The 23,178-nt window shown below is 65.5% G+C and carries 27 protein-coding genes; 8 read left to right on the forward strand and 19 right to left on the reverse strand.

Annotation, left to right across the window (positions count from 1 at the left end; all coding sequences use genetic code 11):
* Positions 1-53 precede the first annotated feature (53 nt).
* Positions 54-224 carry a hypothetical protein gene (locus ABGN05_RS08920; RefSeq protein WP_367954379.1) on the forward strand — a complete coding sequence of 57 codons (171 nt, stop codon included), beginning with the start codon at positions 54-56 and terminating at the stop codon, positions 222-224.
* Here ABGN05_RS08920 and ABGN05_RS08925 read toward each other — a convergent pair.
* Both ABGN05_RS08925 and ABGN05_RS08930 read right to left on the reverse strand, forming a co-directional pair.
* Positions 192-956 carry an SGNH/GDSL hydrolase family protein gene (locus ABGN05_RS08925; protein WP_367953656.1) on the reverse strand — a complete coding sequence of 255 codons (765 nt, stop codon included), beginning with the start codon at positions 954-956 and terminating at the stop codon, positions 192-194. The two genes, ABGN05_RS08920 and ABGN05_RS08925, sit on opposite strands and share 33 nt — an antisense overlap.
* Before the next feature lie 320 nt (positions 957-1,276).
* Entirely contained in the window at positions 1,277-2,188 is a 912-nt protein-coding gene (locus tag ABGN05_RS08930) for a fructose bisphosphate aldolase (protein ID WP_367953657.1), read from the reverse strand.
* A gap of 266 nt (positions 2,189-2,454) precedes the next feature.
* Here ABGN05_RS08930 and ABGN05_RS08935 point away from each other — a divergent pair, with 266 nt between their 5' ends.
* On the forward strand, positions 2,455-2,796 hold the full coding sequence (locus ABGN05_RS08935; protein ID WP_367953658.1) for a hypothetical protein: 342 nt from the start codon (positions 2,455-2,457) through the stop codon (positions 2,794-2,796).
* 34 nt (positions 2,797-2,830) lie between these two features.
* Here the strand turns inward: ABGN05_RS08935 and ABGN05_RS08940 are convergent, their stop codons facing one another.
* The 4 genes from ABGN05_RS08940 to tkt all read right to left on the reverse strand — a co-directional run bounded on the left by ABGN05_RS08940 (position 2,831) and on the right by tkt (position 9,398).
* A complete protein-coding gene (locus tag ABGN05_RS08940; RefSeq protein WP_367953659.1) occupies positions 2,831-4,027 on the reverse strand; it encodes a phosphoglycerate kinase in 1,197 nt (398 codons plus the stop codon).
* A 95-nt stretch (positions 4,028-4,122) separates the two neighbouring features.
* Positions 4,123-6,024, reverse strand: a complete 1,902-nt coding sequence (locus ABGN05_RS08945; protein WP_367953660.1) for a potassium/proton antiporter — start codon at positions 6,022-6,024, stop codon at positions 4,123-4,125.
* A 169-nt stretch (positions 6,025-6,193) separates the two neighbouring features.
* Positions 6,194-7,204: a type I glyceraldehyde-3-phosphate dehydrogenase gene (gene gap / locus ABGN05_RS08950; protein WP_367953661.1), complete on the reverse strand. Its 1,011-nt coding sequence runs from the start codon at positions 7,202-7,204 to the stop codon at positions 6,194-6,196.
* Between the two features lie 199 nt (positions 7,205-7,403).
* Positions 7,404-9,398, reverse strand: coding sequence for a transketolase (tkt, locus tag ABGN05_RS08955; protein WP_367953662.1), 1,995 nt, complete (start codon positions 9,396-9,398; stop codon positions 7,404-7,406).
* Positions 9,399-9,667: 269 nt separating this feature from the next.
* Between tkt and ABGN05_RS08960 the strand changes: the two genes are divergently transcribed.
* The 3 genes from ABGN05_RS08960 to ABGN05_RS08970 all read left to right on the forward strand — a co-directional run bounded on the left by ABGN05_RS08960 (position 9,668) and on the right by ABGN05_RS08970 (position 10,761).
* Positions 9,668-9,940 (forward strand): DUF4164 domain-containing protein, encoded by a 273-nt coding sequence (locus ABGN05_RS08960; RefSeq protein WP_072601568.1) that lies wholly within the window; start codon positions 9,668-9,670, stop codon positions 9,938-9,940.
* A 10-nt stretch (positions 9,941-9,950) separates the two neighbouring features.
* On the forward strand, positions 9,951-10,325 hold the full coding sequence (locus tag ABGN05_RS08965) for a cell division protein ZapA (RefSeq protein ID WP_367953663.1): 375 nt from the start codon (positions 9,951-9,953) through the stop codon (positions 10,323-10,325).
* 172 nt (positions 10,326-10,497) lie between these two features.
* Complete coding sequence (locus tag ABGN05_RS08970; protein WP_367953664.1) at positions 10,498-10,761, forward strand: DUF2312 domain-containing protein; 264 nt, start codon at positions 10,498-10,500, stop codon at positions 10,759-10,761.
* 148 nt (positions 10,762-10,909) lie between these two features.
* Here ABGN05_RS08970 and ABGN05_RS08975 read toward each other — a convergent pair whose 3' ends face one another.
* The 12 genes from ABGN05_RS08975 to ABGN05_RS09030 form a co-directional block, all read right to left on the reverse strand.
* A complete protein-coding gene (locus ABGN05_RS08975; RefSeq protein ID WP_367953665.1) occupies positions 10,910-11,671 on the reverse strand; it encodes a MauE/DoxX family redox-associated membrane protein in 762 nt (253 codons plus the stop codon).
* A 69-nt stretch (positions 11,672-11,740) separates the two neighbouring features.
* Complete coding sequence (locus ABGN05_RS08980; RefSeq protein ID WP_367953666.1) at positions 11,741-11,935, reverse strand: heavy-metal-associated domain-containing protein; 195 nt, start codon at positions 11,933-11,935, stop codon at positions 11,741-11,743.
* A 338-nt stretch (positions 11,936-12,273) separates the two neighbouring features.
* Positions 12,274-12,729, reverse strand: a complete 456-nt coding sequence (locus tag ABGN05_RS08985) for a DUF411 domain-containing protein (protein WP_367953667.1) — start codon at positions 12,727-12,729, stop codon at positions 12,274-12,276.
* A gap of 180 nt (positions 12,730-12,909) precedes the next feature.
* Complete coding sequence (locus ABGN05_RS08990) at positions 12,910-13,194, reverse strand: copper-binding protein (protein WP_367953668.1); 285 nt, start codon at positions 13,192-13,194, stop codon at positions 12,910-12,912.
* Positions 13,195-13,220: 26 nt separating this feature from the next.
* On the reverse strand, positions 13,221-13,706 hold the full coding sequence (locus tag ABGN05_RS08995; RefSeq protein WP_367953669.1) for a cupredoxin domain-containing protein: 486 nt from the start codon (positions 13,704-13,706) through the stop codon (positions 13,221-13,223).
* Positions 13,707-13,731: 25 nt separating this feature from the next.
* On the reverse strand, positions 13,732-15,090 hold the full coding sequence (locus ABGN05_RS09000; RefSeq protein WP_367953670.1) for a multicopper oxidase family protein: 1,359 nt from the start codon (positions 15,088-15,090) through the stop codon (positions 13,732-13,734).
* A gap of 16 nt (positions 15,091-15,106) precedes the next feature.
* A complete protein-coding gene (locus ABGN05_RS09005) occupies positions 15,107-16,558 on the reverse strand; it encodes a TolC family protein (RefSeq protein WP_367953671.1) in 1,452 nt (483 codons plus the stop codon).
* Positions 16,555-16,791: a hypothetical protein gene (locus ABGN05_RS09010; protein WP_367953672.1), complete on the reverse strand. Its 237-nt coding sequence runs from the start codon at positions 16,789-16,791 to the stop codon at positions 16,555-16,557. Before ABGN05_RS09010 ends, ABGN05_RS09005 begins: the two co-directional genes overlap by 4 nt.
* A gap of 83 nt (positions 16,792-16,874) precedes the next feature.
* A complete protein-coding gene (locus ABGN05_RS09015; RefSeq protein ID WP_367953673.1) occupies positions 16,875-17,282 on the reverse strand; it encodes a hypothetical protein in 408 nt (135 codons plus the stop codon).
* 40 nt (positions 17,283-17,322) lie between these two features.
* A complete protein-coding gene (locus tag ABGN05_RS09020) occupies positions 17,323-17,862 on the reverse strand; it encodes a hypothetical protein (RefSeq protein ID WP_367953674.1) in 540 nt (179 codons plus the stop codon).
* A gap of 27 nt (positions 17,863-17,889) precedes the next feature.
* The gene (cueR, locus tag ABGN05_RS09025) at positions 17,890-18,288 is read right to left on the reverse strand and encodes a Cu(I)-responsive transcriptional regulator (RefSeq protein ID WP_367953675.1); all 399 of its coding nucleotides are present in this window, start codon (positions 18,286-18,288) and stop codon (positions 17,890-17,892) included.
* A 21-nt stretch (positions 18,289-18,309) separates the two neighbouring features.
* Positions 18,310-20,793 carry a heavy metal translocating P-type ATPase gene (locus ABGN05_RS09030; protein WP_367953676.1) on the reverse strand — a complete coding sequence of 828 codons (2,484 nt, stop codon included), beginning with the start codon at positions 20,791-20,793 and terminating at the stop codon, positions 18,310-18,312.
* Between the two features lie 193 nt (positions 20,794-20,986).
* Between ABGN05_RS09030 and copM the strand changes: the two genes are divergently transcribed.
* From copM to ABGN05_RS09045, 3 genes are all read left to right on the forward strand, one after another.
* Positions 20,987-21,400 (forward strand): CopM family metallochaperone, encoded by a 414-nt coding sequence (copM, locus tag ABGN05_RS09035; protein ID WP_367953677.1) that lies wholly within the window; start codon positions 20,987-20,989, stop codon positions 21,398-21,400.
* Between the two features lie 10 nt (positions 21,401-21,410).
* Complete coding sequence (locus tag ABGN05_RS09040) at positions 21,411-22,037, forward strand: class I SAM-dependent methyltransferase (protein WP_367953678.1); 627 nt, start codon at positions 21,411-21,413, stop codon at positions 22,035-22,037.
* A 127-nt stretch (positions 22,038-22,164) separates the two neighbouring features.
* Positions 22,165-22,575 (forward strand): c-type cytochrome, encoded by a 411-nt coding sequence (locus ABGN05_RS09045; protein ID WP_367953679.1) that lies wholly within the window; start codon positions 22,165-22,167, stop codon positions 22,573-22,575.
* Here the strand turns inward: ABGN05_RS09045 and ABGN05_RS09050 are convergent.
* Positions 22,562-23,083, reverse strand: coding sequence for a cytochrome b (locus tag ABGN05_RS09050; protein ID WP_367953680.1), 522 nt, complete (start codon positions 23,081-23,083; stop codon positions 22,562-22,564). The two genes, ABGN05_RS09045 and ABGN05_RS09050, sit on opposite strands and share 14 nt — an antisense overlap.
* Positions 23,084-23,178: the final 95 nt, after the last annotated feature.

Raw genomic sequence — 23,178 nt, forward strand, 5'->3', positions numbered from 1 at the left:
CCATAGGTCGCGCCCCGCGCAAGGGCTTTGACTTCCATCAACGGGACTGGTCAATGGGGGCCATGACCAAGGCCCTCTCCATCGTCATCATCCTGATGATGGTCATCCAGATCATCAAGCCGCTGGGGCTGCCCGGCCTGCGCAAGCGAAGCGACTTCTGGAAACTCGCCTTGCTTGCGCTGGGCGCAATCTCACTGACGGTCATCCTGAGCCACGGAAGCTGACGCGAGCATCTCCGGCGGGGTGAGTTCGATCAGCGGCAGGAGGTGTTCCGCCCAGGCGCGGTAGCCCGCCTCGGAGGCATGGAAGCCGTCGGCGGCAAACCCGAGCAGCGGGTCCTCGATGGGAAGCCGCGAGGCGGGAACAGCGCCGCGCTCGAAGCAGAGCCGCGCCGCCATCGCATTGATCGCCTGCGCGCGTATCTCCAGGATTTTCGCCAGCAGCGGCGGCAGGGCGGGCACCCGCGTCATGTCGACCACAGGGGACCAGATGATGCGGGCGCCGGGAAATTTTGCGCGCAGGGCATAGAGCAGCCCGCCGAAATCCTTCTTGAAGCGCGGCACGGTGTGGAAGTTCTTCGCGTCGTTGGTGCCGACCGGCAGCACGATGTGCGTCCACGGCTCCCACTGTAGGTTGGGAACCGCATGGTCGCGGATCTGTCCGGAGGTGGCCGAGTTGAAGCCCGCGGCCCGCCACGTCACCGGCCGCCCGGTGTCGCGGGCGATCATGTCGGCGAGCACGGCCGCGATGCCTCCGTCCGTCCGCGCGATGCCGACGGAGGCGGCCGAGGAGTCGCCGAGCACCAGCAGCCGCACCGGATCGCCGGTGCCGGGGATCGTGTGCAGCACGGGACCTTCCGCTGGCAGCAGCCGCGCCGTGCGCCGCCGCACGCCGAGCCCCTGCCAGGCATAGACGGGAAAGGCGAGCCAGGAGAGGAGAGGGAGCAGGCGGGACATGGATGGCGACCGGACTCTTGGCGGATGCCGCGTTCCTACAACCAAACCCGCCAAAGAGAAAAGACCGCGACGGCCGAGGCAAAAACGCGCGTGGAAGAGGCGCCTCGGGTCAAGACACGGGAGGGGCGCACCCCCGCGACATCCTCGGGCTTCATATGTTCCGGACCCGTCAACGCACGAACGCGAAGAAGCGCGATCTGCTAAGCAGATTCTCGGGCCGAGCCCGAGTATGACGATGCTATGTGCCCGAGACGGTCATTCTACCTGATCTGAAGGATGAAAACCTTGCGTTGGATGTCGGCAGTGTGTCCAGCCCCGGTTCAGGCGGCGGCCTTGTCCGCCCGCGATGCCTGGAAGATGCTGTCGATCGTGGCCGCCAGCGTCGCGTTGAACTCCGCGTCGCTCTGGTTGGCCGACAGGCCCTCCGTCAGCGCGCGAGAGAAGCTGGCGATCATGCCGGCGTTCTGCGCCAGCTTGGCATTGGCCTCGTCGCGCATGTAGCCGCCCGACAGCGCCACCACGCGCATGACGCGCGGATCGTCGATCAGCGGCTTGTAGAGGTTCGGCTTCGTGGGAAGCGACAGCTTCAGCATGATCTTCTTACCAGCCGGCACCTCGTCGAGATGCTTCTTGATCTCGGCGAGCAGCATCTCCTCCGCCTCGGCCTTGTCGGAGATCGAGATCGTCACCTCCGGTTCGAGGATCGGCACGAGGCCGTGCGACAGGATCTGCTTGCCGACCTCGAACTGCTGGTCGACGATGGCCTTGATGCCGGTCGCATTGGCGGCGTCCACTACGGAACGCATCTTGGTGCCGAAGACGCCCTTGGCGACGGCGCGCTCGAGCAGATCGTCGAGGCCGGCGATCGGCTTCATCAGCTTGACGCCGTCTGCGGCGTCGGCGAGGCCCTGGTCGACCTTGAGGAAAGGTACGACGCCGCGCTTCTCCCACAGATACTGCGCCGTGGGCACGCCTTCGACCGAGCGGTCCATCGTCTGCTCGAAGAGGATCGCGCCCATCACCTTGTCGCCGGTGAAGGCGGGCGAGGTGATGATGCGGGCGCGCATGGCATGGATCAGGTCGAACATCTCGTCCTCGTTCGACCAGGCATCCTCCGAAACGCCATAGAGCTTGAGCGCCTTGGGCGTCGAGCCGCCCGATTGGTCGAGGGCCGCGATGAAGCCGTCCTTGTTCGCGACCTGCGCCGCCATGTCTTCCACCCGTCCGCTCATTCTTCCGTGCCTCCTGAATTGGTCGTTTGGCCTCTAACAGAAGCGCGGCTGAAACGGAACGGCGGCGCAAGCTCTTGAATCGATTGAAAGAAATTCAATCGTTTTAGCAAAGCACTGAATTTTCGGCAGTGTTAAAGGCTTAACAGAGGAGTGCGGCGAAGGGAACTAGGTTACGGCATCCGCAATAGGCATGGGGGCACGCCTGAACGCAAGGGAACAAGACCGTGACTGACCTACAGGGGCTGGATCATCGCCTGGAGCCTCCGATGTCCCCGCTAATGACAATGCTCTTCGCGGCCGCGGCCGCATTCTTCTACATGACCACTTCCTGGATCGTGCAGTCCTGGGGCCTGTCACCCTATCTCGTGCTGGTTCCGGCGCTGCTCCTGACGCTCGCCGTCGGTGCGCGCTTCGAGACGCATATTCTGCGCGACCGCCGCCTCGCCCGGACGATCTTCGGGATCCTCGCCGTCGAGGCCATCGCCACGGCTGCGATCGCTGTCGCCGTGATGGGAGACGCCTACACGATCCGCGAGGCCGCCGGTGCGCTCGCCGTCTTCAGCGGCATCGCGCTGGTAGGCATGGCACCCGCCGTCCGTCGAGGATGAGGTCGCGCTTGCGACGGTCTTGCCGGCCCGTGGCCTACGACTTCAGCACCTCGACGCCCGGCAGGGGTTTGCCTTCCATCCATTCCAGGAAGGCCCCGCCAGCCGTCGAGACATAGGTGAAGTCGTCGGCCACGCCGGCATGGTGGAGCGCCGCGACCGTGTCTCCGCCACCGGCGACCGAGACCAGCACGCCCTCCCTGGTCTGCGCGGCGGCATACTTCGCCGCAGCGACCGTGCCGGCATCGAAGGGTTCGATCTCGAAAGCGCCGAGCGGGCCGTTCCAGACCAGCGTCGCCGCACGGTCGATCCACTCGTTGATCGCCTCCACCGTCCTCGCGCCGACGTCCAGGATCATCGCGTCGGCAGGCACGGCATCGACGCCGACCGTCTCGGAAGCCGCGCCGGCCCTGAACTCCCTTGCCACGACGGCATCGACGGGCAGCACGATCGCGCATCCTGCGGTCGCCGCCTCGATCATGATCTGCTTGGCGGTCGCTGCGAGGTCGTGCTCGCACAGCGACTTGCCGACATTCTCCCCGCGCGCAGCGAGGAAGGTGTTCGCCATGCCGCCGCCGATCACCAGCGCGTCGACCTTCTTCACTAGGTTCGTCAGGAGGTCGATCTTGCTCGAGACCTTGGCCCCGCCGACGATTGCCACGACCGGGCGCCGCGGGTTGCCCAGACCCTTTTCCAGCGCCTCGAGTTCGGCCTGCATGGTGCGCCCGGCATAGGCCGGCATGTGGTGGGCGAGCCCTTCGGTCGAGGCGTGCGCCCGGTGCGCGGCGGAGAAGGCGTCGTTGACGTATATGTCGCCGTTTGCTGCAAGCGCCTCGACGAAGGCCGGATCGTTCTTCTCCTCGCCCTTGTGGAACCGGGTATTTTCGAGGAGCAGGATGTCGCCGTCCGCCATGGCATTGACGGCGCCCTGCGCCACATCGCCGACGCAGTCGGGCGCGAAGTGAACAGGGCGGTCGAGCACGGCCTCGGTCGCCGCGGCAATCGGTTCGAGCGACATCGACGGATCGGGACCATCCTTCGGCCGGCCGAAATGCGCCAGCAGGATCACCTTCGCGCCCTTGTCGGACAGTTCCGTGATCGTCGGCGCGACGCGCTCGATCCGGGTGGCGTCCGAAACCCGCCCGTCCTTCACGGGAACGTTGAGGTCGACCCGCACCAGAACGCGCTTTCCGGCAATGTCGCCAATGTCGTCGAGGGTCCTGAATGCGGGCATGGATCGGTCTCCGGAATTTCGGTCGGCGGGACCATACAGCCTGCCATGCCGGGTGCAAGCGGCCAAGACGACGCGGAAGCGACCGCGCCGGGTTGTTAACCGCCGTCGCGCGGCAGGACGACGTTCGGGCCTTCGCCCGCCTCCCGCTGCCGGGCCTCGGTCGCTTCCTTCGCCCGGAGCCGGCGCTGCCGCCCGGCTTCGCGCCAGCCGCGCCAGGCGCTCACCGTCTGGTCCCACATCTCGCCGGGGCTCAAGAAAACCGGCACCTTCGGCGCCACGTAATGTGGCTCCACCGAAAGTCCGATGTCCTTGATCGCGCCGTGCTCGTCGACGTCGCGCACGATGAGTTCGATCGGACCGATCGTCAGGCGGTCGGCATACTCCGCCCTGCCGCCGAGGCGGGCGACCACGAGGTCGGCGATCGACATGGCGGCTTCCTCCTCCTTCAAGATCAGCCCGTAGGCCGAATCGAGATCGGCGGCGGGGCGGGAGCCGTCGATCGCGAACTCGCCGAAGAAATCCGCGTCGTCCTCGTCGAGCTCGGCCCGGCTGGCGAACAGCCTGTCGAGTAGCGGCGGGTAGCGGTCGGGAACGAAGATATAGACGTGGTCCTCGGCCATCAGCCGGCCGGCATACTGGTAGGTGAGCGAACGGCCCTCGCGCACCACCAGCGACGGCCGTGCCCAGCGCGGGATGCGCACGCCGTTGGCCACCGGACTGCCCGCGACGACGCGGTAGGCGAGAAGCTCGTGATGGGCGGCGCCCGGCAGTTCCAGTTCCACCTTGTCGAGCGGACCCACCCGCGGCGGCACCACCAACCCGAGGCGACGCGCCAGCGGCCCGATGGTCCAGCCCTGAACCACAAGCGAGACGAGCACGATGATGAAGGCGGTGTTGAAGATGACCTGTCCGTTCTCCAGCCGCCCGAGGATCGGCGTCAGCGCGAGCAGGATTGACACCGCGCCGCGCAAGCCGACCCATGCCACAAACGCCGTCTCGGCGCGGGTGAAGCGGAAGGGTGCGAGGCAGAGCCACACCCCCACCGGCCGCGCCACGAAGACCAGGAACAGCCCCAATGCCACGGCGGGGATGGCAACGGAGGGAAACTGTGACGGCGTGGCGAAGAGCCCCAGCACCAGAAACATGATGATCTGCGCGAGCCAGGAGATGCCGTCTTGGAAGCGCTTCAGCCGCGCCGCCGATCGGACGCCGGAATTGCCGGCGATAAGGCCAGCGACATAGACCGCGAGGAAACCCGAGCCGCCGATCGCGCCGGCGATGCCGAACAGGAGCAGCGCCAGCGTGATGACGAAGATCGGCAGGAGACCGACGTCGAGCTGGAGCCGTTCCACCAGCCGCGCGATCAGGAAGCCCCCGGTCACGCCCGCCGCGAGGCCGAGCCCCATCTGGACGGCGAAGCCGATCAGGATGTCGGTCAAGAGCACCTCTGCCTGCGGCTCGCTTCCCGTCGCGATCACCGAGACCAGGGTGATGGTGAGGAAGATGGCGATTGGGTCGTTCGATCCCGATTCCACCTCCAGCGTCGAGCGCACCCGGTCGCGCAGGTTGAGGTTGCCGGCGCGAAGCAGGAAGAAGACGGCGGCCGCGTCCGTGGAGGCGATCGTGGCGCCGAGCAGGAAGGATTCCAGCCAGGAGAGCGGCGTGACGTAGTAGGCTCCCACGCCGAAGATCGAAGCGGTGATGGCCACGCCGAAAGTCGCCAGCACGATCGAAGGGAGTGCCGACTGCCGGAAGGATGCCAGCGACGTGCCGAAGCCCGAATCGAACAGGATCACCGCCAGCGCCAGCGAGCCGACGAAATAAGCGACGCTCGCATTGTCGAAATCGAGCCCCATCCCGTCGACGCCGGCGACCAGACCGATCCCGAGGAAGAGCAGCAGCAGCGGGGCACCGAAGCGGAAGGCGATCAGGCTGGAGAAAGCAGCGGCGATGATCAGCGCCGTGCCGACCATGATCGCCAGATAGATGCTCTCCATTCCCGCCTCCGCTCAGCCCTCCCGATGTTTCTAGCCAGAGTGCGGCGAAGCGATGGCCCAAGGCAAGGAAGGAAATGCCCTTTTTTGCCCGCCGGTCCATTCGCGGCCCAAAACGGAAAACGCCCGGGACCGTGCCCGGGCGCTCCGATCCGAAGAACGCGACGAGATATCAGCCGATCGTCTTGGCGAAGGCAGCGGCGGTGTCGGCCATGCGGTTGGAGAAGCCCCATTCGTTGTCGTACCAGGACATGACGCGGACGAGATCGCCTTCGATCACCTTGGTCTGGTCGAGCGCGAAGGTGGACGAAGCCGGGTTGTGGTTCATGTCGATGGAGACCAGCGGCTCCTTCGTGTAGGCGAGGATGCCTTTCAGCGCGCCGTCGGCGGCGGCCATCAGCGCCTGGTTCACCTCGTCGACCGTCACCGTCCTCTTGGCGACGAACTTGAAGTCGATGACCGAGACGTTCGGGGTCGGCACGCGGATCGACACGCCGTCCAGCTTGCCTTTCAGTTCCGGCAGCACGAGACCGACGGCCTTGGCCGCACCCGTCGAGGTCGGGATCATCGACATCGCCGCCGCGCGGGCGCGGTAGAGATCCTTGTGCATGGTGTCCAGCGTCGGCTGGTCGCCGGTGTAGGAATGGATCGTCGTCATGAAGCCCTTCTCGATGCCGAAGGCCTCGTTAACGACCATGGCGACGGGGGCGAGGCAGTTCGTGGTGCACGAGGCGTTGGAGACGACGACGTGCTCCTTCGACAGCTTGTCGTGGTTGACGCCATAGACCACCGTCAGGTCGGCGCCGTCGGCCGGAGCCGAGACCAGGACGCGCTTGGCGCCTGCCGTAAGATGCGCCGAGGCCTTCTCCTTGGAGGTGAAGATGCCGGTGCACTCCATGACGATGTCGATGCCGAGGTCGCCCCAGGGCAGCTTGGAGGGGTCGCGCTCGGCGAAGACCTTGAAGCTGTCGTCGCCCACGCGGATCTCGTCGCCCACGACGGTCACCTCGGAGGGGAAGCGGCCATGGACGCTGTCGTAACGCAACAGGTGCGCATTGGTCTCGACCGGGCCGAGATCGTTGATCGCAACGATGTCGATGTCCTTGCGGCCGGACTCATAGATTGCGCGTACGATGTTGCGGCCGATGCGGCCGAAACCGTTGATGGCGACTTTGACGGTCATTCAGAATACCTCCTGGCGCGGATGACGGGTGCGCGGCACCCTCTCGAAAAGGATGCCGCTACTTAGCGACAGCGCGGCGTGGAATCCAGACGCGCGAGGGCTCTGGCAGAACCGAAACCGGGTTCTGCCAGCAAATTCAATCGATAAATATTCCTGGGTCCTCTGCTGGCCGGCGCAGCGGCGGTCATGGATGTCGCGTTCAGCCTCGTCCGTGCAGCCGCTTCTCGGCCGCCGCCGCGGTCGCTTCGGCGGTGATGCCGAAGTGCTTGTAGAGCTCTTCGTACTTTCCGCTCGCGCCGAACCCGTGCATGCCGACGAAAATGCCGTCCTGGCCGATGAGGGCGTCCCAGGCCTGTCGCACGCCGGCCTCGATCGCCACCTTCACCGGGGCATTGCCGATCATGGCGGCCCGGTACTCGGGCGACTGCCGCGCGAAACGCTCCATCGATGGCACCGAGACCACGCGGGTCGGGTGACCGTTGGACTGAAGTTGCTGGCGCGCCGCGAGCGCGATCTCCACTTCCGAGCCGGTGGCGAAGATGGTCACCGCCGCGTCGTCGCTCGCCGTCTCCAGTTCATAGGCACCGAAGGCACAAAGGTTTTCCTCGACGTGCTCGGTGCGCACCGCCGGAAGGTTCTGCCGCGTCAGCGCCAGCACCGAGGGTCCGCTCGTGTCTTCCAGCGCCAGCTGCCAGCACTCCGCGGCTTCCACCGCGTCCGCCGGGCGGTAGACCCGGAGGTTCGGGATCGCCCGCAGCGCGGCGAGCTGCTCGACCGGCTGGTGCGTGGGGCCGTCCTCGCCGAGGCCGATCGAATCGTGCGTCATCACGTAGATCACGCGCTGGCCCATCAGGGCGGCGAGCCGGATCGACGGGCGGCAGTAGTCGGTGAAGACGAGGAACGTGCCGCCATAGGGCACGAGGCCGCCATGCAGCGCCATGCCGTTCATGGCGGCCGCCATGCCGTGCTCGCGAATGCCGTAATAGACGTAACGGCCCGAATAGTCCGTCGGCGTGATCGGCTTGGTCTGGCTGGTCTTGGTGTTGTTCGATCCGGTCAGGTCGGCCGACCCGCCGATCGTCTCCGGAACGGCGGCGTTGATGACCTCGAGCGCGTTCTCGGAGGATTTTCGCGTCGCGAGCTTCGGCCTCTCCTTGGCGAGCCGCTTCTTGTAGTCGGCCATGGCGGCCTCGAAGCCGCCGGGAAGCTCGCCGCGCATGCGGCGCTCGAACTCGCTGCGCAGTTCCGCCTCGGCGGAGGCGAGCCGGCGTTCCCATTCCTTCCGGTCCTTGGCGGAGCGCAGGCCGGCCAGCCGCCACATGTCGAGGATTTCGGAGGGCACGACGAAGGGTTTCGCCTCCCAGCCGAGCGCCTTTCGCGCCCCCGCGATCTCTTCGGGCCCGAGCGGCGATCCGTGCGCCTTGTTGGAACCGGCGCGCGTCGGCGCGCCGAAACCGATGGTGGTCTTGCAGGCGATCATGCTCGGCTTGCCCGAAGCCTTGGCCGTCTCGATGGCACCGGCGATGGCGTCCGGGTCGTGACCGTCGCAGCGCTGGACGTGCCAGCCGGAGGCCTCGAAGCGAGCGCACTGGTCGGTCGAGTCCGAAAGCGACACCGGCCCGTCGATGGAGATGCCGTTGTCGTCGAAGAAGACGATCAGCTTGGAGAGCCTCAGGTGGCCGGCAAACGCGATCGCCTCCTGGCTGATGCCTTCCATGAGGCAGCCGTCACCCGCCAGCACGTAGGTGTGGTGGTCGACCAGCGCGTCGCCGAAGCGGGCGTTCATGATGCGCTCCGCCAGCGCCATGCCGACGGCGTTGCCCAGCCCCTGGCCGAGCGGGCCGGTCGTCGTCTCGATCCCGGCCGCGTGCCCGTATTCGGGATGGCCGGCGGTCTTGGATCCGAGCTGGCGGAAATTCTTGATCTCGTCGATCGTGATGTCCTCGTATCCCGTCAGATAGAGGAGCGAATAGAGCAGCATGGAGCCGTGGCCGGCCGACAGCACGAAGCGGTCGCGGTCGGGCCAGTGCGGATGGTGCGGATCATGCTTCATGAAGCGGGTATAGAGCACCGTCGCGATGTCGGCCGCGCCCATCGGCAGGCCCGGATGCCCCGAATTGGCCTTCTCCACCGCGTCGGCGGAAAGGAAACGGATCGCATTGGCCATGCGGTCATGATTTTCACGTGATGGCATGATTGCTCTCTTGTCGCGAAGCCGACGGCGGCCGGTATGCGTGCGGCCCCCGAGAATGCCCTCCAGAAAGGCAGGCGACACATAGCAGGTGCCGTTGGCGAGTCAACAAACCCGGCACCCCCGCGGCCCTCTTCCCGTCTTCTTTGCGCAGGCCATAGCCACTTTGCTGTTGAGCGGGCCCGGACTTTGTTGACGCGCCTTTCACGCGCCGTCTAATGTTTCCAAAGTAACGCGTTAGGAACGCGGGCGATTCGGGATTGCCAGGCGAAATGGCCGCGGAAGCCACACTGAAAGAGGTCATCGGCCGGCTCGGGAGAGCCATGGAGGCGCTCGAAAACGCCGTCTCCGCCAGGGCCGAGAAGGATCAGGACTACGCGGAGGCGGAAGCCGAGGTGCAGCGCATGAACGCAGACCGTTCGCGCCTCGCACAGGAACTCGACGCCTCCGAATCCCGCGCCGACAGGCTCGAGCAGGCCAACAAGGAAGTCTCGCGCCGCCTCGTCACCGCCATGGAAACGATCCGAGCCGTTCTCGATCGATAGGAGTATCAGCATGGCGCAGGTCACTGTCACCATCGACGGCAAGTCGTACCGCATGGCCTGCGACGAGGGGCAGCAGGAGCATCTTCTCGATCTGGCGCAACGCTTCGACCGCTACGTGTCGCATCTGAAGGAATCGTTCGGCGAGATCGGCGACCACCGGCTCGCCGTCATGGCCGGCATCATGGTCATGGACGAACTGTCGGAACTGCAGCGCAGGGTCACGGGTCTCGAGACCGAGGTCGGGATCCTGCGCAAAACGCGCGACGAGGCGCTCGTGAAGGCCGACAAGAACGACGCGGCCCTGATTGGCGCGCTCTCCGGGCTGGCCGAGCGCATGGAGGGCCTTACCTCGCGGCTGGCCGAGCGGGGCGGCACGGCCGCCTGAACACGCCGCGCGCCATCCTTCGTCCCCGCTGTTGTCCACATCCGGGTTCGCCATTGTCATTTGACAATTCGGACGCTTGACCCGGCGCCGTCGGCTGATGCATCGAGGCGCCTCTGAATTCGCGCCGGAGACCCCTTGAGTCGCGGCGCGCAGGCACGATGCGGAGCAGGACATGGCCGAAGAAAACACCGAACCCACAACCGAGACCGTCGCGGCGGGCCAGCTGCGCGCGTTCATCGAACGGGTGGAGCGCCTCGAAGAGGAGAAGTCGCAGCTCCAGGAGGACATCAAGGAAATCTATGCCGAGATGAAGGGCACAGGCTTCGACACCAAGGCGGTCCGCACCATCATTCGATTGCGCAAGAAGGACCAGGCAGAACGACAGGAGGAAGAAGCGATCCTCGACCTCTACAAGGCCGCGCTGGGAATGGAATAGCAGGAGGGGCGCCGCCGCTCTCCTCTATCTGCCCGGGTTGGCAAGGGAAGCAAACCCGGTTCTTCTTCCGACGCAAGTGCGTTCGCGATCAGACTCTCCGCGGCCTCATAGATTGGCATCTCGGGATCGATGCCGTGATCGTGCTGTATCAGTGCGCCAGGCCCGCAGGCTTGAGGATCATCCATATGGCCATGCCGACCATCATCAGGTTTTCGGTGAGCGACACGAACCCCAGGGGAACGTTGCTGTCGCCGCCGACACAGGCGCACTTCAGTTCGCGGCGGTCGACATAGACGGCCTTGAAGACCGACACCGCGCCGATGCCGCCGATGAAGAGCGCGACCGGGACGGAAACCCACATCAGAGCGCCGGAGACCATGAGCACGCCCGCAAGTCCCTCGGCGAAAGGGTAGACCCGGCCATATGGGACCCAGCGCTGCGCGAGCAGGTCGTAGGTCAGGAACATGGTCGCGAAGCCGTCGACGTCCTTCAGCTTCTGGAGCGCGAGCAGACACATGGCGAAGGCCACGAACCACTCGGCAGCTGCCACGGTCACGAAGCTTCCGTATGCCGACCAACTGGCTGCCAGGGCCATCGCGAGTGCCATGCCGAAAAGCGCGAGCACCGGCGTGTAGGTGACGGCGTCCTTGTCCGTCACCTCCTTGCCGAGCCACGCGCGAAGATCGTCGTAGCCCCCGACGCGGCGGCCGTCGATGAAGGTCTGGGGCGTGGTCTCCACCTTGTGCTCGGCCTTGAAGGCGTCGGTTTCGGCGCGGGACTTCAGATGATGGTCATCGACCGCGAAGCCTTCGCGCTTCAGGAGGTCGAGCGCCTTCAGGCCCCAGGGGCAGGTGTGCTCGGGTGTGACCATCCGATAGAGTTCGGCCTTGCGTGCAGTCGCGGTTGACATTCGCGTATCCTTTCGTTCGGAAAACCGTCCGGCCGCGGCGATGGTTCCGGTCGCCACGGACTTGGCTTTTCATGCGGCGGACGCGGGGTAGCCGGCGTCGGCGAGCGCCTTCGAGATCGAGGCGGTCGAGGCGCCGGATACGATCGTCACCGTCTTCGTCACGGGGTCGGCGTTCACCCTTGCCTGCGGATCGACGCTCTCGACGGCCTTCGTAACGCTGCGGGCGCACCCGCCGCATGTCATGTTCTCGATATGAAATTGCATCCGGGTCTCTCCGTGGGTTGGACCGATGCGCACTTGATCCACCTTCCAGTCTCTGGAAGGTCAAGCACGAATTTTCATCGACTTGCCCCGACCCTCCATAGTCTCGAAGGGTCATCTGTCACGGCGACGACGGAATGCTCCGGAAGCAACGCCGATAAACGTTCGGCTTCGCCTGACCGGGAAGGCCAGGCCTTGCGCCATTCCCATGGAAGGCATGACCTGCGCGTCCCGCCCGCGTTTGCCGCGGGCGCGATGGCGCTATCGAGCGCGTTCGTCCTCGGCAACGCGCAGAGGCTGAGGACGCATGGTCCACAGGCGGGTGCGGTGTGGCTCCCGCCTCAGCGGTAGCTGGCGTAGATTTCCGTCGAGCCGTCCCGCTTCACCAGAATCACGTCATACGGATCGGCGTTCGCCATGTCGCCCATGCCCGGCGAACCGTAGGGCATGTCCGGAACCGTGAGCCCGATCGCATCTGGCCGCTCTTCGAGCAGGCGCTTGACCTCGCGCGCCGGCACATGGCCCTCTATGACGTAGCCCTCGATCTTACCTGTGTGGCAAGACGTCTGGCCTGGCTTCAGGCCGGCTTCGACCTTGGCGGCATTGAGTTCCGCCAGCGGCACATCGCGCTCGGCGACCGTGTAGCCCGCTTCCCGCATGTGCTTGCCCCATGCCACGCAGCATCCGCACGAGGCCGACTTCAGGACCTCGATCGAACCTGCGGCCCAGGCCGCCTGGCTGATCAGCGCCAGAGCCGTGAAAGCCGCGGCGCGAGCAAACCTGTTGAATGTCTTCATCGTCCGTCTCCTATCTGAAGAACACGTATTTCACGAGGGCGGCGATCACGAGCGCGACGACCACGAGGCCGACGAGGCCCCACAGTCCCATGCCCCACATCATGCCGTCGCCCATTCCGTTTTCCATCATGGTTCAACCTCCGCGACCGGCGCGGGCGTGACAGCCCGCGCCCTGCCGTCCTATTTGATGTCGGTGACCGTGATGCGGCCGTTGACCCGGTCCGCGGTGAACTCGATCTTCTGGCCCACCTTGACCTCCTCGATCATCGAATCCTCCGCAACCACGAACACCATCGTCATCGCGGGCATGTCGAGGTTGGCAAGTTCTCCGTGCTTGATGGTCAGCTTCTTCTGCGCGGCGTCGATCTTGGTCACTTCGCCTGCCGTGTATTCCTGTGCGGCGGCTATGGTTGCTCCGAGCGCGATGGCTGCGGCGGTGGCGAGCAGGATGTTTGTCTTGTTCATGTCATCTTCCTTTGCGTGTTGCTGATTCAGTGGTGGACGCTGATGTCGCCCTTCATGCCGGAATCGTAGTGGCCCGGGATCAGGCAGGCGAAACCGAAGTCGCCCGCCGACGCGAAGGTCCAGACGATCTCACCTGTCGCGCCCGGCGCGAGCCGGATCGAGTTCGGATCGTCATGTTCCATCTCGGGAAAGCGCTCCATGAGTGCCTTGTGCTCCATGATGCCGTCGTGAACGTCCATGACGAACTCATGGTCGAGTTCGCCCTTGTTCACGAACTTCAATCTGAGGGTCTCTCCCTTGGAGATGGCGAGGGAGGCGGGTTCGAACACCATGCCGCCGTCGTCGCGTTCCATCATGGTGATCGTGACGGTTCTGGAAGCATCCTTCGCCTTGCCGGGTTTGCCTATCGCCATCATGCCTGCCTCGCCATGTCCTCCGGCGTGGCTTCCGGCTGCGATTGCCCCGCCCGTCAGGGCGAGGAAGGCGACAAGCGCTGCGGTAGTCGTCTTCATTTCGTGGTCCTTGTTGCTGGTTGCGTCAGTGATCGGAGTGGCCGCCGTGCGTCGCCGCCGGAGCCACCGTTCGTGCGTCTGCGGCCTTGGCCGCAGCCGGTGTGTCGCCCGTCCATTCGTAGGCGACAGTGCCTTCCGGGTGCTCGTACCAGCCCGGATCGGCGTAATCGTTGGCAGAGAGGCCCTCGCGGACCTTCACGACCGAGAACATGCCGCCCATCTCGATCGCGCCGAACTGTCCCCAGCCCGTCATCATCGGGATGGTGTTGTCGGGGAGCGGCATCTCCATCTCGCCCATGTCAGCCATGCCGCGGTTGCCCATGGCCATGTATTCGGGCTGCACGGTGCGGATCTTCCGGGAGACCTCGGTCTTGTCGGCACCGATGAAGGTCGGGACGTCATGGCCCATCGCGTTCATCGTGTGGTGCGACTTGTGGCAGTGGATCGCCCAGTCGCCGAGGTACTTCGCGTCGAACTCGTAGGCGCGCATAGCTCCCACCGGAATGTCGATGGAGACTTCCGGCCAGCGTGCCTCCGGTCTCACCCAGCCGCCGTCGGTGCACGTGACCTCGAAGTCATAGCCGTGCATGTGGATCGGGTGGTTGGTCATGGTGAGGTTGCCGACCCGCACCCGCACCCTGTCGTCCTTGTTCACGACCAGGTGACTAATGCCCGGGAACACCCGGCTGTTCCATGTCCACAGGTTGAAGTCGGTCATCTCCATGACGCGGGGCACGTAGGAGCCCGGTTCGATGTCGAAGGCGTTGAGGAGGAAGACGAAGTCCCGGTCGACGCGGTGGAGCGCGGGGTCCCTTGGGTGGATGACGAAGAAGCCCATCATGCCCATCGCCATCTGGACCATCTCGTCGGCATGCGGGTGGTACATGAAGGTCCCGCTCTTCACGAGATCGAACTCGTAGACGAAGGTCTTGCCGGGCGGAATGCCGGGCTGCGTCAGACCTGTCACGCCGTCCATGCCGCACGGCAGGATCATGCCGTGCCAGTGGATGGTGGTGTGCTCCGGAAGCCTGTTGGTGACGAAGATGCGGACCCGGTCTCCTTCCACGGCCTCGATCGTCGGCCCCGGAGACTGGCCGTTGTAGCCCCACAGATAGGCCGTCATCCCCGGACCGAGTTCCCGCTCGACCGGTTCGGCCACGAGGTGGAACTCCTTGACCCCGGCGGTCATCCGGTGCGGCAGCGTCCAGCCGTTGAGGGTGACGACGGGCTGGTAGTCCGGTCCGCTGGACGGGAAGATCGGCGGCTGCATGTCCGGCGATTCCATGATCGGCGCGTCTGGAAGGCCCATCGCCGAGGTCTTCGTCCAGGCGGCGGCGCTCGCCAGGAACGCGCCGCCTCCAAGGATCTGTCTTCTGGTGATCATTGTCTTGTTCTCCTGGTCAGTGACCGCCGCCGCTGTCTTCCGCAGCCGCGGTCTCGGCGCCTCCGCCGGAGGGAGCGCTCCCGCCCCCGCCATGGACGGCAGTGCCGAGATTCACGTCTGCCAGCCAGAACTGGCGCTTGGCGTTGAGGGAAAGCATGATCGAGTTCACCTTCGCCCGCGTATCGGCGAGCAGTTCGAAGGTGTTGGTGATCATGCCGTTGTAGGTGAGGAGCGATTCCTCCTCGATCGTCGTGCGGAGCGGCACCACGCTGGCCCGGTAGTGCCGCGCGATGTCGTGGGTCGAGCGGTAGCTGTCATACGCGCTGCGGGCCTCGGAACGGATGTTGACCGCGCGTTCGGCCAGCAGGTTGGCGGCCTGCATGTAGGCGAGTTCCGCCTTGCGCATGCGGGCCTGCCCGCTGTCGAAGATCGGGATGACGAATTCGAGCTCGGCGTTCAGCAAGACCTTGGTCTCGGTGCCGCCGTCCTCGCTTTCCTCCCGCTCGATCTCGACCCCGCTCATGAGTTCGAGATCCGACACGTAGCGGGTCGCCTCGGTGAGCCCATAGGATAGCGCGAGCGCCTCCAGTTCGAGCTTCGCGATCTCCAGGTCGACACGGTTACGCAGCGCCTGCGCTTCGATGTCCTTGCGGGCCAGCGGATTCGCGGGAAGCGAGGGAAGCGCATTCGGAACTTGATAGTCGACGTCGAACCCCCACAGGCCCATCAGCCGCGTCAGCGCCTCCTTGGACATCCGTGCCTGCAGCCGGGCTTCGGCTGTCTGACCCGCCAGCTCGGCATAGAAGACATGCTCGCGGGCCTGACCGGTCTTCGTGAACGCTCCTGTCTGTCCTAGCTTCTCGGCAAGCGCCGAAGCGGCGTCGGCGGCCGCCTGAGCCCGGTTGAGGTAGGCGACCCGTTCCCAGGCAGCGACGGCTTCGATCCAGGCGCGGCGCGTGTCGGCGGCGAGCCGCAGCGTCGTTTCGGCGGCCCTCAGTTGCGCCTGCCTGAACCGGGCGTCCGCGACGGCCATGCGGCGCGGTCGCGTCGCCAGCGCGAGGATGTTCGAGACGACGGCGGTCTCGACCGTACGTCCGCCGTTGATCCCCATGATGCCGACCGACACGCGCGGATTGACGAGAAGGGACTCCTGCCACAGCTCGGCCGACGACATGCCGACATCCGCATAGGCGGCCTGCAGGCCCTTGTTGTTGAGGAGTGCGACCTGAACCGCCAGGTCCGGTCCGATCGTCTTGCCCCTGACCAGCGCGGTCACCCGGTCCGCCAGCGCGCGCGCCTCGGCGCTGGACTGGACCCAGACGGTTTCCTTGCCCGTCGCCGCGGCGGTCTTCGCCGAGACGGTCCGGAACCCGGCGAGCGGATCGTCGAGGCCGTCGGCGGCCGTGACGCAGGCCGAAACGAAGAGCGGCGCCACGAGCGCGGCGAGGCTGCGTGCCGCGCGCCTCATGAGCCTGTCCCCCGGTTCGCGGGCGACAGCCTGTCGTTCAGCCGCCGCCAGTTCTCGGGACCGGTCGGCCGCCGCGGATGGAAGTCGCCGAGAACCGGAGAATAGCGTGCGTCCCGCAATCCCATGGCCGGATCGGCAGCATTGAAGGCGGGCAGCGGATCCGGCGGCGAAGACGCCGCGCAGCCTGCCGCAAAGAGCGACGCCGCAAGCGCCGCGATAGCTGGAGTTCGCATGTGAAACCTTGAACCTGACAGGGAAAGGTAGTCCGCGCGCGGACGCACGGGTGCCTCGGCGCCGCACGGCGCGGCGGGTCAGGTCAGGTTCGGGGAGGTCGAATGAGCCCGTGCGTTTCGCCCGGTGTCAAGGCACCGTATGCGACACGGCCGAAGGCTCCGGCGGGCGGATGAGCGAGATCGGACCAGGAGGGCAGCACCCCGGTGGCTGGCATGCAGTGCATGTCGCAGCAGAGATCGGCGGTCGACGCGCCTCCGTGATGACCCGTATTATCTGCTGACGACGGCCGCTCAACGGCATGATCGCCGTGAGCGGCGTCGTGATCGTGGTGTTCAATCTGCTGGAGCGTTTCGGTCTTCGCATGATGCATGGCCGACTTGGCCATTGCGACCATTCCCGGCTGGAACGAGGCGACGACGAGCATGGCGACGGCCAAAAAGGCGCGCACGAACGCACCCTTCACTCCGCCATGTTTGCCCGAATCCATCATTCGTTCACTTCCGCCATATGTCGCATCCGCAAGTCAAGCATCAACGGCCCGATGTGCGCGAAGATGACGAAACGTGATCACGCGCAGTTCTGGTATCGCTCCCGGCCAGGTGTCGTCGACTCAGCCAGAGAACGATCGGTGGAATCACGATCCACTGGAGGAGCGGACTCAGGCCCGTCCCCAATGGCGGCACGAGCGGCATCAGGTCCGAGTATGTCCAGCGCTGGGTGACCTGCGTGTAGTAGAACTCGAAGCCGATGGTCAGCGCGATCCCCGCCCCGAGGAAGACGAGAACCGGCAGCGCGCCCTGTCTACCGATCCAGTGACGTGTCCTCGCGACGAGACTGGCAGTCCAGAATGCGGTCAGGGCGAACCCCACGTCGCCGATGGTGGTGGACGTGCAGAGCTTGATGCCCTGCCAGTGCGCCATCTCCGCCATGCCCGCATAGGTCGGCACCTGCAGGAACTCCCAGACGAAGTGCAACAGGAAGGAGAACACCGCCACCGGGAATTCGGGCGCGTTCGTCAGCGAAGGAGGATCCGCCACCGCAGCCCGTTTTCCTTCGTGATGGTTCATCATGGCGCCATATCCACGGCCTTGCTGCTCCTAATGGACGGGAGCCTTGCCCGACAGTCCGTCGATGATCGGGCAGTCCGGGCGGCGGTCGCCGTGGCAGTTGGCGACGAGGTGCTCGAGCATGTCGTGCAAGCCCTGAAGTTCGGCGATCTTGCGTTCGATCTCGGCGAGCTTGGTCGTGGCGATGGCCTTCACCTCGGCGCTCTCGCGGTCCCGGTCGCCGTAGAGCGATAGAAGCTGACGACATTCCTGGACAGAGAAGCCTAGGCTGCGCGAGCGCTGGAGAAAGCGCAGCCTATGCACGTCCTCCATCGAGTACTCCCGATAGCCGTTGTCGCGGCGGTCGGGCGTAATCAGCCCGATATCCTCGTAGTAGCGGATCGTCTTGGCCGGGAGGCCGGACTTCTCCGAGACCGAACCGATGTTCATGACAGTTTCTCCTGCAATTTTTCAGCCGAGCCGCACGGTTCGCAGCCTGAGCGCGTTACCGATGACGGAGACGGATGACAGGCTCATCGCGGCCGCCGCGATCATGGGCGAGAGCAGCGTACCGAAGACGGGGTAGAGGACGCCGGCTGCGACAGGCACGCCGAGCGCGTTGTAGACGAAGGCGAAGAAGAGGTTCTGTCTGATGTTGCGGATCGTCGCCTGGGCAAGCGTGCGCGCCCGCACGATGCCATTCAGGTCGCCCTTCACCAGGGTGATCCCCGCGCTCTCGACCGCAACGTCCGCGCCGGTGCCCATGGCGATGCCGACGTCGGCGGCCGCCAGCGCGGGCGCGTCGTTGACGCCGTCTCCCGCCATCGCGACCTTCGCTCCCTTGGCCCGGAGCTCCTCGATCAGGTTCTGCTTGCCGTCCGGCAGCATGTCGGCGCGCACCTCGTCGATGCCGAGCTTCGCCGCCACGGCCCTTGCGGTGCGTTCATTGTCGCCGGTCGCCATGATGATGCGAAGGCCCGTGTCATGCAGAGCGCGGATCGCCTCCACGGTCGTCGCCTTGACCGGATCGGCGACCGCGACGAAGCCAGCGACCGCTCCGTCGACGGCGACAAACATCGCCGTCTTACCTTCGGCGCGCATGGCGTCGGCCTGTCCGGCGAGGCGGTCGATGCCGACGCCAAGGTCCGCCATCATGGCAGCATTTCCGAGCGCCACCTTCCTGCCCTCCACGGTGCCGCTGACGCCCTTGCCCGTGACCGCCTCGAAGTCGGATGTTGACAGGAGTGACGCGCCGCGTTCGGCCGCGCCTTCGACGATCGCCTCGGCCAGCGGATGCTCTGACCCGCGTTCGAGCGAAGCCGCAAGCGTCAGAAGCTGCCCGTCGTCAAATCCTTCAGCCGGAACGACGTCTGTCAGTTTCGGGCGGCCTTCCGTCAGGGTGCCCGTCTTGTCGACGATGAGCGTGTCGACGCTGGCGAATCGCTCCAGCGCCTCCGCGTCCTTGATCAGTACGCCCGCCTGAGCGCCACGCCCGGTCGCGGTCATGATCGACATCGGCGTGGCCAGGCCCAGTGCGCAGGGACAGGCGATGATGAGGACGGATACCGCCGACACGATGGCGAAGACCATGCTGGGTTCGGGTCCGAACAATCCCCAGACCACGAAGGCGAGGACGGCGACCAGCACCACGGTGGGGACGAAGTAGTAGGAGACGCGATCGGCCAGGCCCTGGATGGGTGCGCGTGATCGCTGCGCCTTCGCGACCATCTCGACGATCCGCGACAGCATGGTTTCCGCCCCGACGCGCTCCGCGGTGATGACGAGCGTGCCGTTGCGATTGAGCGTTCCTCCGGTGACCGCGTCGCCCGGCGTCTTCTCCACCGGCACGGGCTCGCCCGTGATCATGGATTCGTCGATGGACGTCCGGCCCTCGACGACCTTGCCGTCGACCGGAACGCTGTCTCCAGGGCGAACACGCAGCTGGTCGCCCTGCTTGACCTCGTCCAGCGGCACGTCGGCTTCTGAGCCGTCGGCCGCGATCCTGCGCGCCGTCTTGGGCGCGAGGTCGAGCAGGGCGCGGATCGCCGATCCGGTTCGCTCGCGGGCCCGCAGTTCCAGCACCTGGCCGAGGAAGACGAGCGCGACGATGACGGCCGCCGCCTCGAAATAGACCGGCACCGAACCGCCATGTCCGCGGAACTGGTGCGGGAAGAGGTCCGGGAAAAAGGTGGCGACGACGCTGTAGAGATAGGCCGTGCCGACGCCGATCGAGATCAGCGTCCACATGTTCGGGCTGCGGTTGACGAAGGACTCGTAGCCACGGTGGAAGAAGGGGATCGCAGCCCACAGCACGACAGGTGTCGCAAGCGCGAGTTCCAGCCATGAGGCCAACGGCTCACCGATCCAGTCGCGCACCTGCAGGCCCAGCATCGGCCCCATGGCGATGACGAGCAGCGGCAGTGACAGGACGGCGGAAATCCAGAACCTGCGCGTGAAGTCGACGAGTTCCGGGTTCGGACCCTCGTCGCCCGTCGGCACGCCCATCGGTTCGAGCGCCATGCCGCAGATCGGACAGGAGCCGGGCTTGTCGCGCACGATCTCCGGGTGCATCGGGCAGGTGTATTGAGTGCCCTTGGGCATCGGCGCCGGAGCAGGCCGATCACCCAGATAGCGTGCCGGCTCGGCCTCGAACTTGCTCTTGCAGCCCGCCGAGCAGAAATAGACCTTCTCTCCTTCGTGGCGATGGAAGTGTCTCGCGGATGCCCGATCCACGTTCATGCCGCAGACCGGATCGACAGCGGTCAGGAACGACCCTGGGTCGGCGACGAACTTCGCGTGACATCCGGCACTGCAGAAGTGAAACACGCGTCCGCCATGCTCCGCGCTCGGCTTGCCGGCCGCCGGGTCGACGGTCATTCCACAGACCGGGTCGCGCACGATCTCTCCTTCGGGGTGCGGCGGTGCGTGATGGGCATGGTGATCATGAGAGGTCATCGGTGTCACCTTCGGTTTCGGATGGCGTAACTTTCGCACTTCCAGTGACTGGAAGGTCAAGCACTATCTCGGACTTGACCTTCCACCTGCCGGAAGGCGGACATTGGTCGCTTGCCGTCCCTCAGGACGGACTTCCCGGCCCGCCCAAGCATATCCGCCGACGGTCCCCGGCAGGATGTCGAAGGAGACTATCATGAAGACGTTGAGAACGATCGCCGCGGCAGCCGCGCTGACCTTTGTGGCCGCAGTCGCCTGGGCGCAGATGAACCATGGGTCCCATGGTGGCGACATGATGATGACCATGGACCAGATGCAGTCCATGATGCAATCAATGATGCCAGCCGATGGCGACTCCGAATCCACCAAAGCCTTCAAGCAGGCCGACATGGACATGATGCAGGGCATGGCCGCCGAATATACCGGCAACGCCGACGTCGACTTCCGCCTCAGGATGATCCCGCATCACCAGGCTGCGATCGACATGGCGAAGGTCGCGCTGCAACAAGGCACCGACCCGGAGACGAAGGCTTTGGCCGAAGCGATCATCGCCGCCCAGGAAACTGAAATCGCGGAGATGCAGGCCTGGCTGGAGAAGAACCGCACATAGGAGAACTCGTGTGAACGCCAGCGATCCAGGCGCCAGAGGACATTGGGATCAGGCCTATATCCAGAAGGGCCCGGCCGGCGTCAGCTGGTTCGAGGAAGTACCGACCGTCTCTCTGGATCTGATCAAAGCATTGCCCGGTCTGAAGGATTCATTGATTGACGTGGGGGGCGGGGCTTCGCGCCTCGCCGCCCATGCGCTCCGGCTCGGATTCGATCACGTCGCTGTCCTCGACCTTTCTGCCGAGGCGATCGCCCGGTCACGGGCGGCAGTGGGCAGCGACGCCGATCGCGTCGAGTGGATCGTCTCCGACGTGACGATCTGGAAACCCGGACGGCGATACGACGTCTGGCACGATCGCGCCGCCTTTCACTTCCTCACCGAGGAGGTGGATCGCGCTGCCTATGTTGCGAGGCTCGACGCCGCGCTTTCCGACGCTGGACACGCCATCATAGCGACCTTCGCCCTTGACGGCCCGGAGCGCTGCAGCGGCCTTCCAGTGCGGCGCTATAGCCCTGAAGCCCTCGTCGAGACGCTCGGGCCGCGATTCAGGCTTGTTCACGGTGTGCGTCACGAGCATCGGACCCCTTGGGGATCGACACAGGCCTTCCAGTTCAGCGTGCTGGCGAGGGCGGCTTGACCTGCTCGGGCGCGAGGGTCTCCGCCATCCGGAACCCGAACGATTCCGGGTGCGCCGAATGATGCTCCGCGCCGTCGGACTGATCGCTGGGGGTTCCGCGATTGCTGTCGCTCTTGGAATGTGGTGGATGACCCGTTCCTCGCCCCCCGGGCTCCTGAGGCCGGACGATGTCTCCGTCGTCACCGTGGGATCGAAGTTGTACGGCATCCACTGCGCTTCCTGTCACGGTACGTCGCTGGAAGGCCAGGCAGAGGACTGGCAGCGTCGCGATGCGGAAGGATTCGCGCTCGCACCACCACACGACGCCACCGGGCACACCTGGCATCACCCCGATCGCCTTCTCTTCGATATCACGAAGGTTGGGGTGGGGGTTGCGGCCAACCTGCCGGACTACAAGACACGGATGCCCGCGTTCGAAGGCGTGTTGGGCGACGACGAGATCGTGGCAGTGCTTTCGTTCATCAAGGCGCAATGGCCGGATGACATACGTCGGAGCCACGATCTTCTCAACGAGCGAGACGCTGTCACTTCCCGCTGACCGCTCGCGCCCGCAGGGGCAGCATCCGGCCGACCACGCCGTCGCGCCGAAAACCATGCCAAGCGGCGGCGGTGAGATGCAAGGCGATCAAAACCAGGGTGACGTTCCAGATCGCCTTGTGAACGTTCGCCGCCGGACCCCAGAGATAGGATGCGATGAACCCGCTGGCGGCCTGCGCCAACAATGTGAGGTATATGGCCCAGTGAACCGCCAGCGCCGCCAGTTCCGCTGGCGTGCGGCGAGCCTGCTGGGGGTCGGTGCCTCGCCACGACCGCAACGCCACTCGGACGAACACGAGGAAACCGATCGCCATTCCATTGTAGTTGTGGACCATGTGCAGAAGCAGGTCCACGGGCGCAGCCGGAAGCAGCGGATTGTGGGTGCGCGGAATAGCGCCGGACGTCGCCCACTGGACGGCGATCATACCTACCACGGCCCAATGGACTGCAATCTGGAGTCTTGAATACGCTTTCAACGCTCGAATCCCCCTGGCGAACGAGATTGCCACGAACGTCTTGCGGGGCGGTAAATCGATCGAAGCGACGCGCTCGGCGTCCGCGGTTGACGCGCTTGACAGACCAGGGTCGCCGGCGCGAAAAGGTA

It is taken from the genome of Aquibium pacificum, assembly GCF_040839445.1.
GTDB classification, from domain to species: Bacteria; Pseudomonadota; Alphaproteobacteria; order Rhizobiales; family Rhizobiaceae; genus Aquibium; species Aquibium pacificus.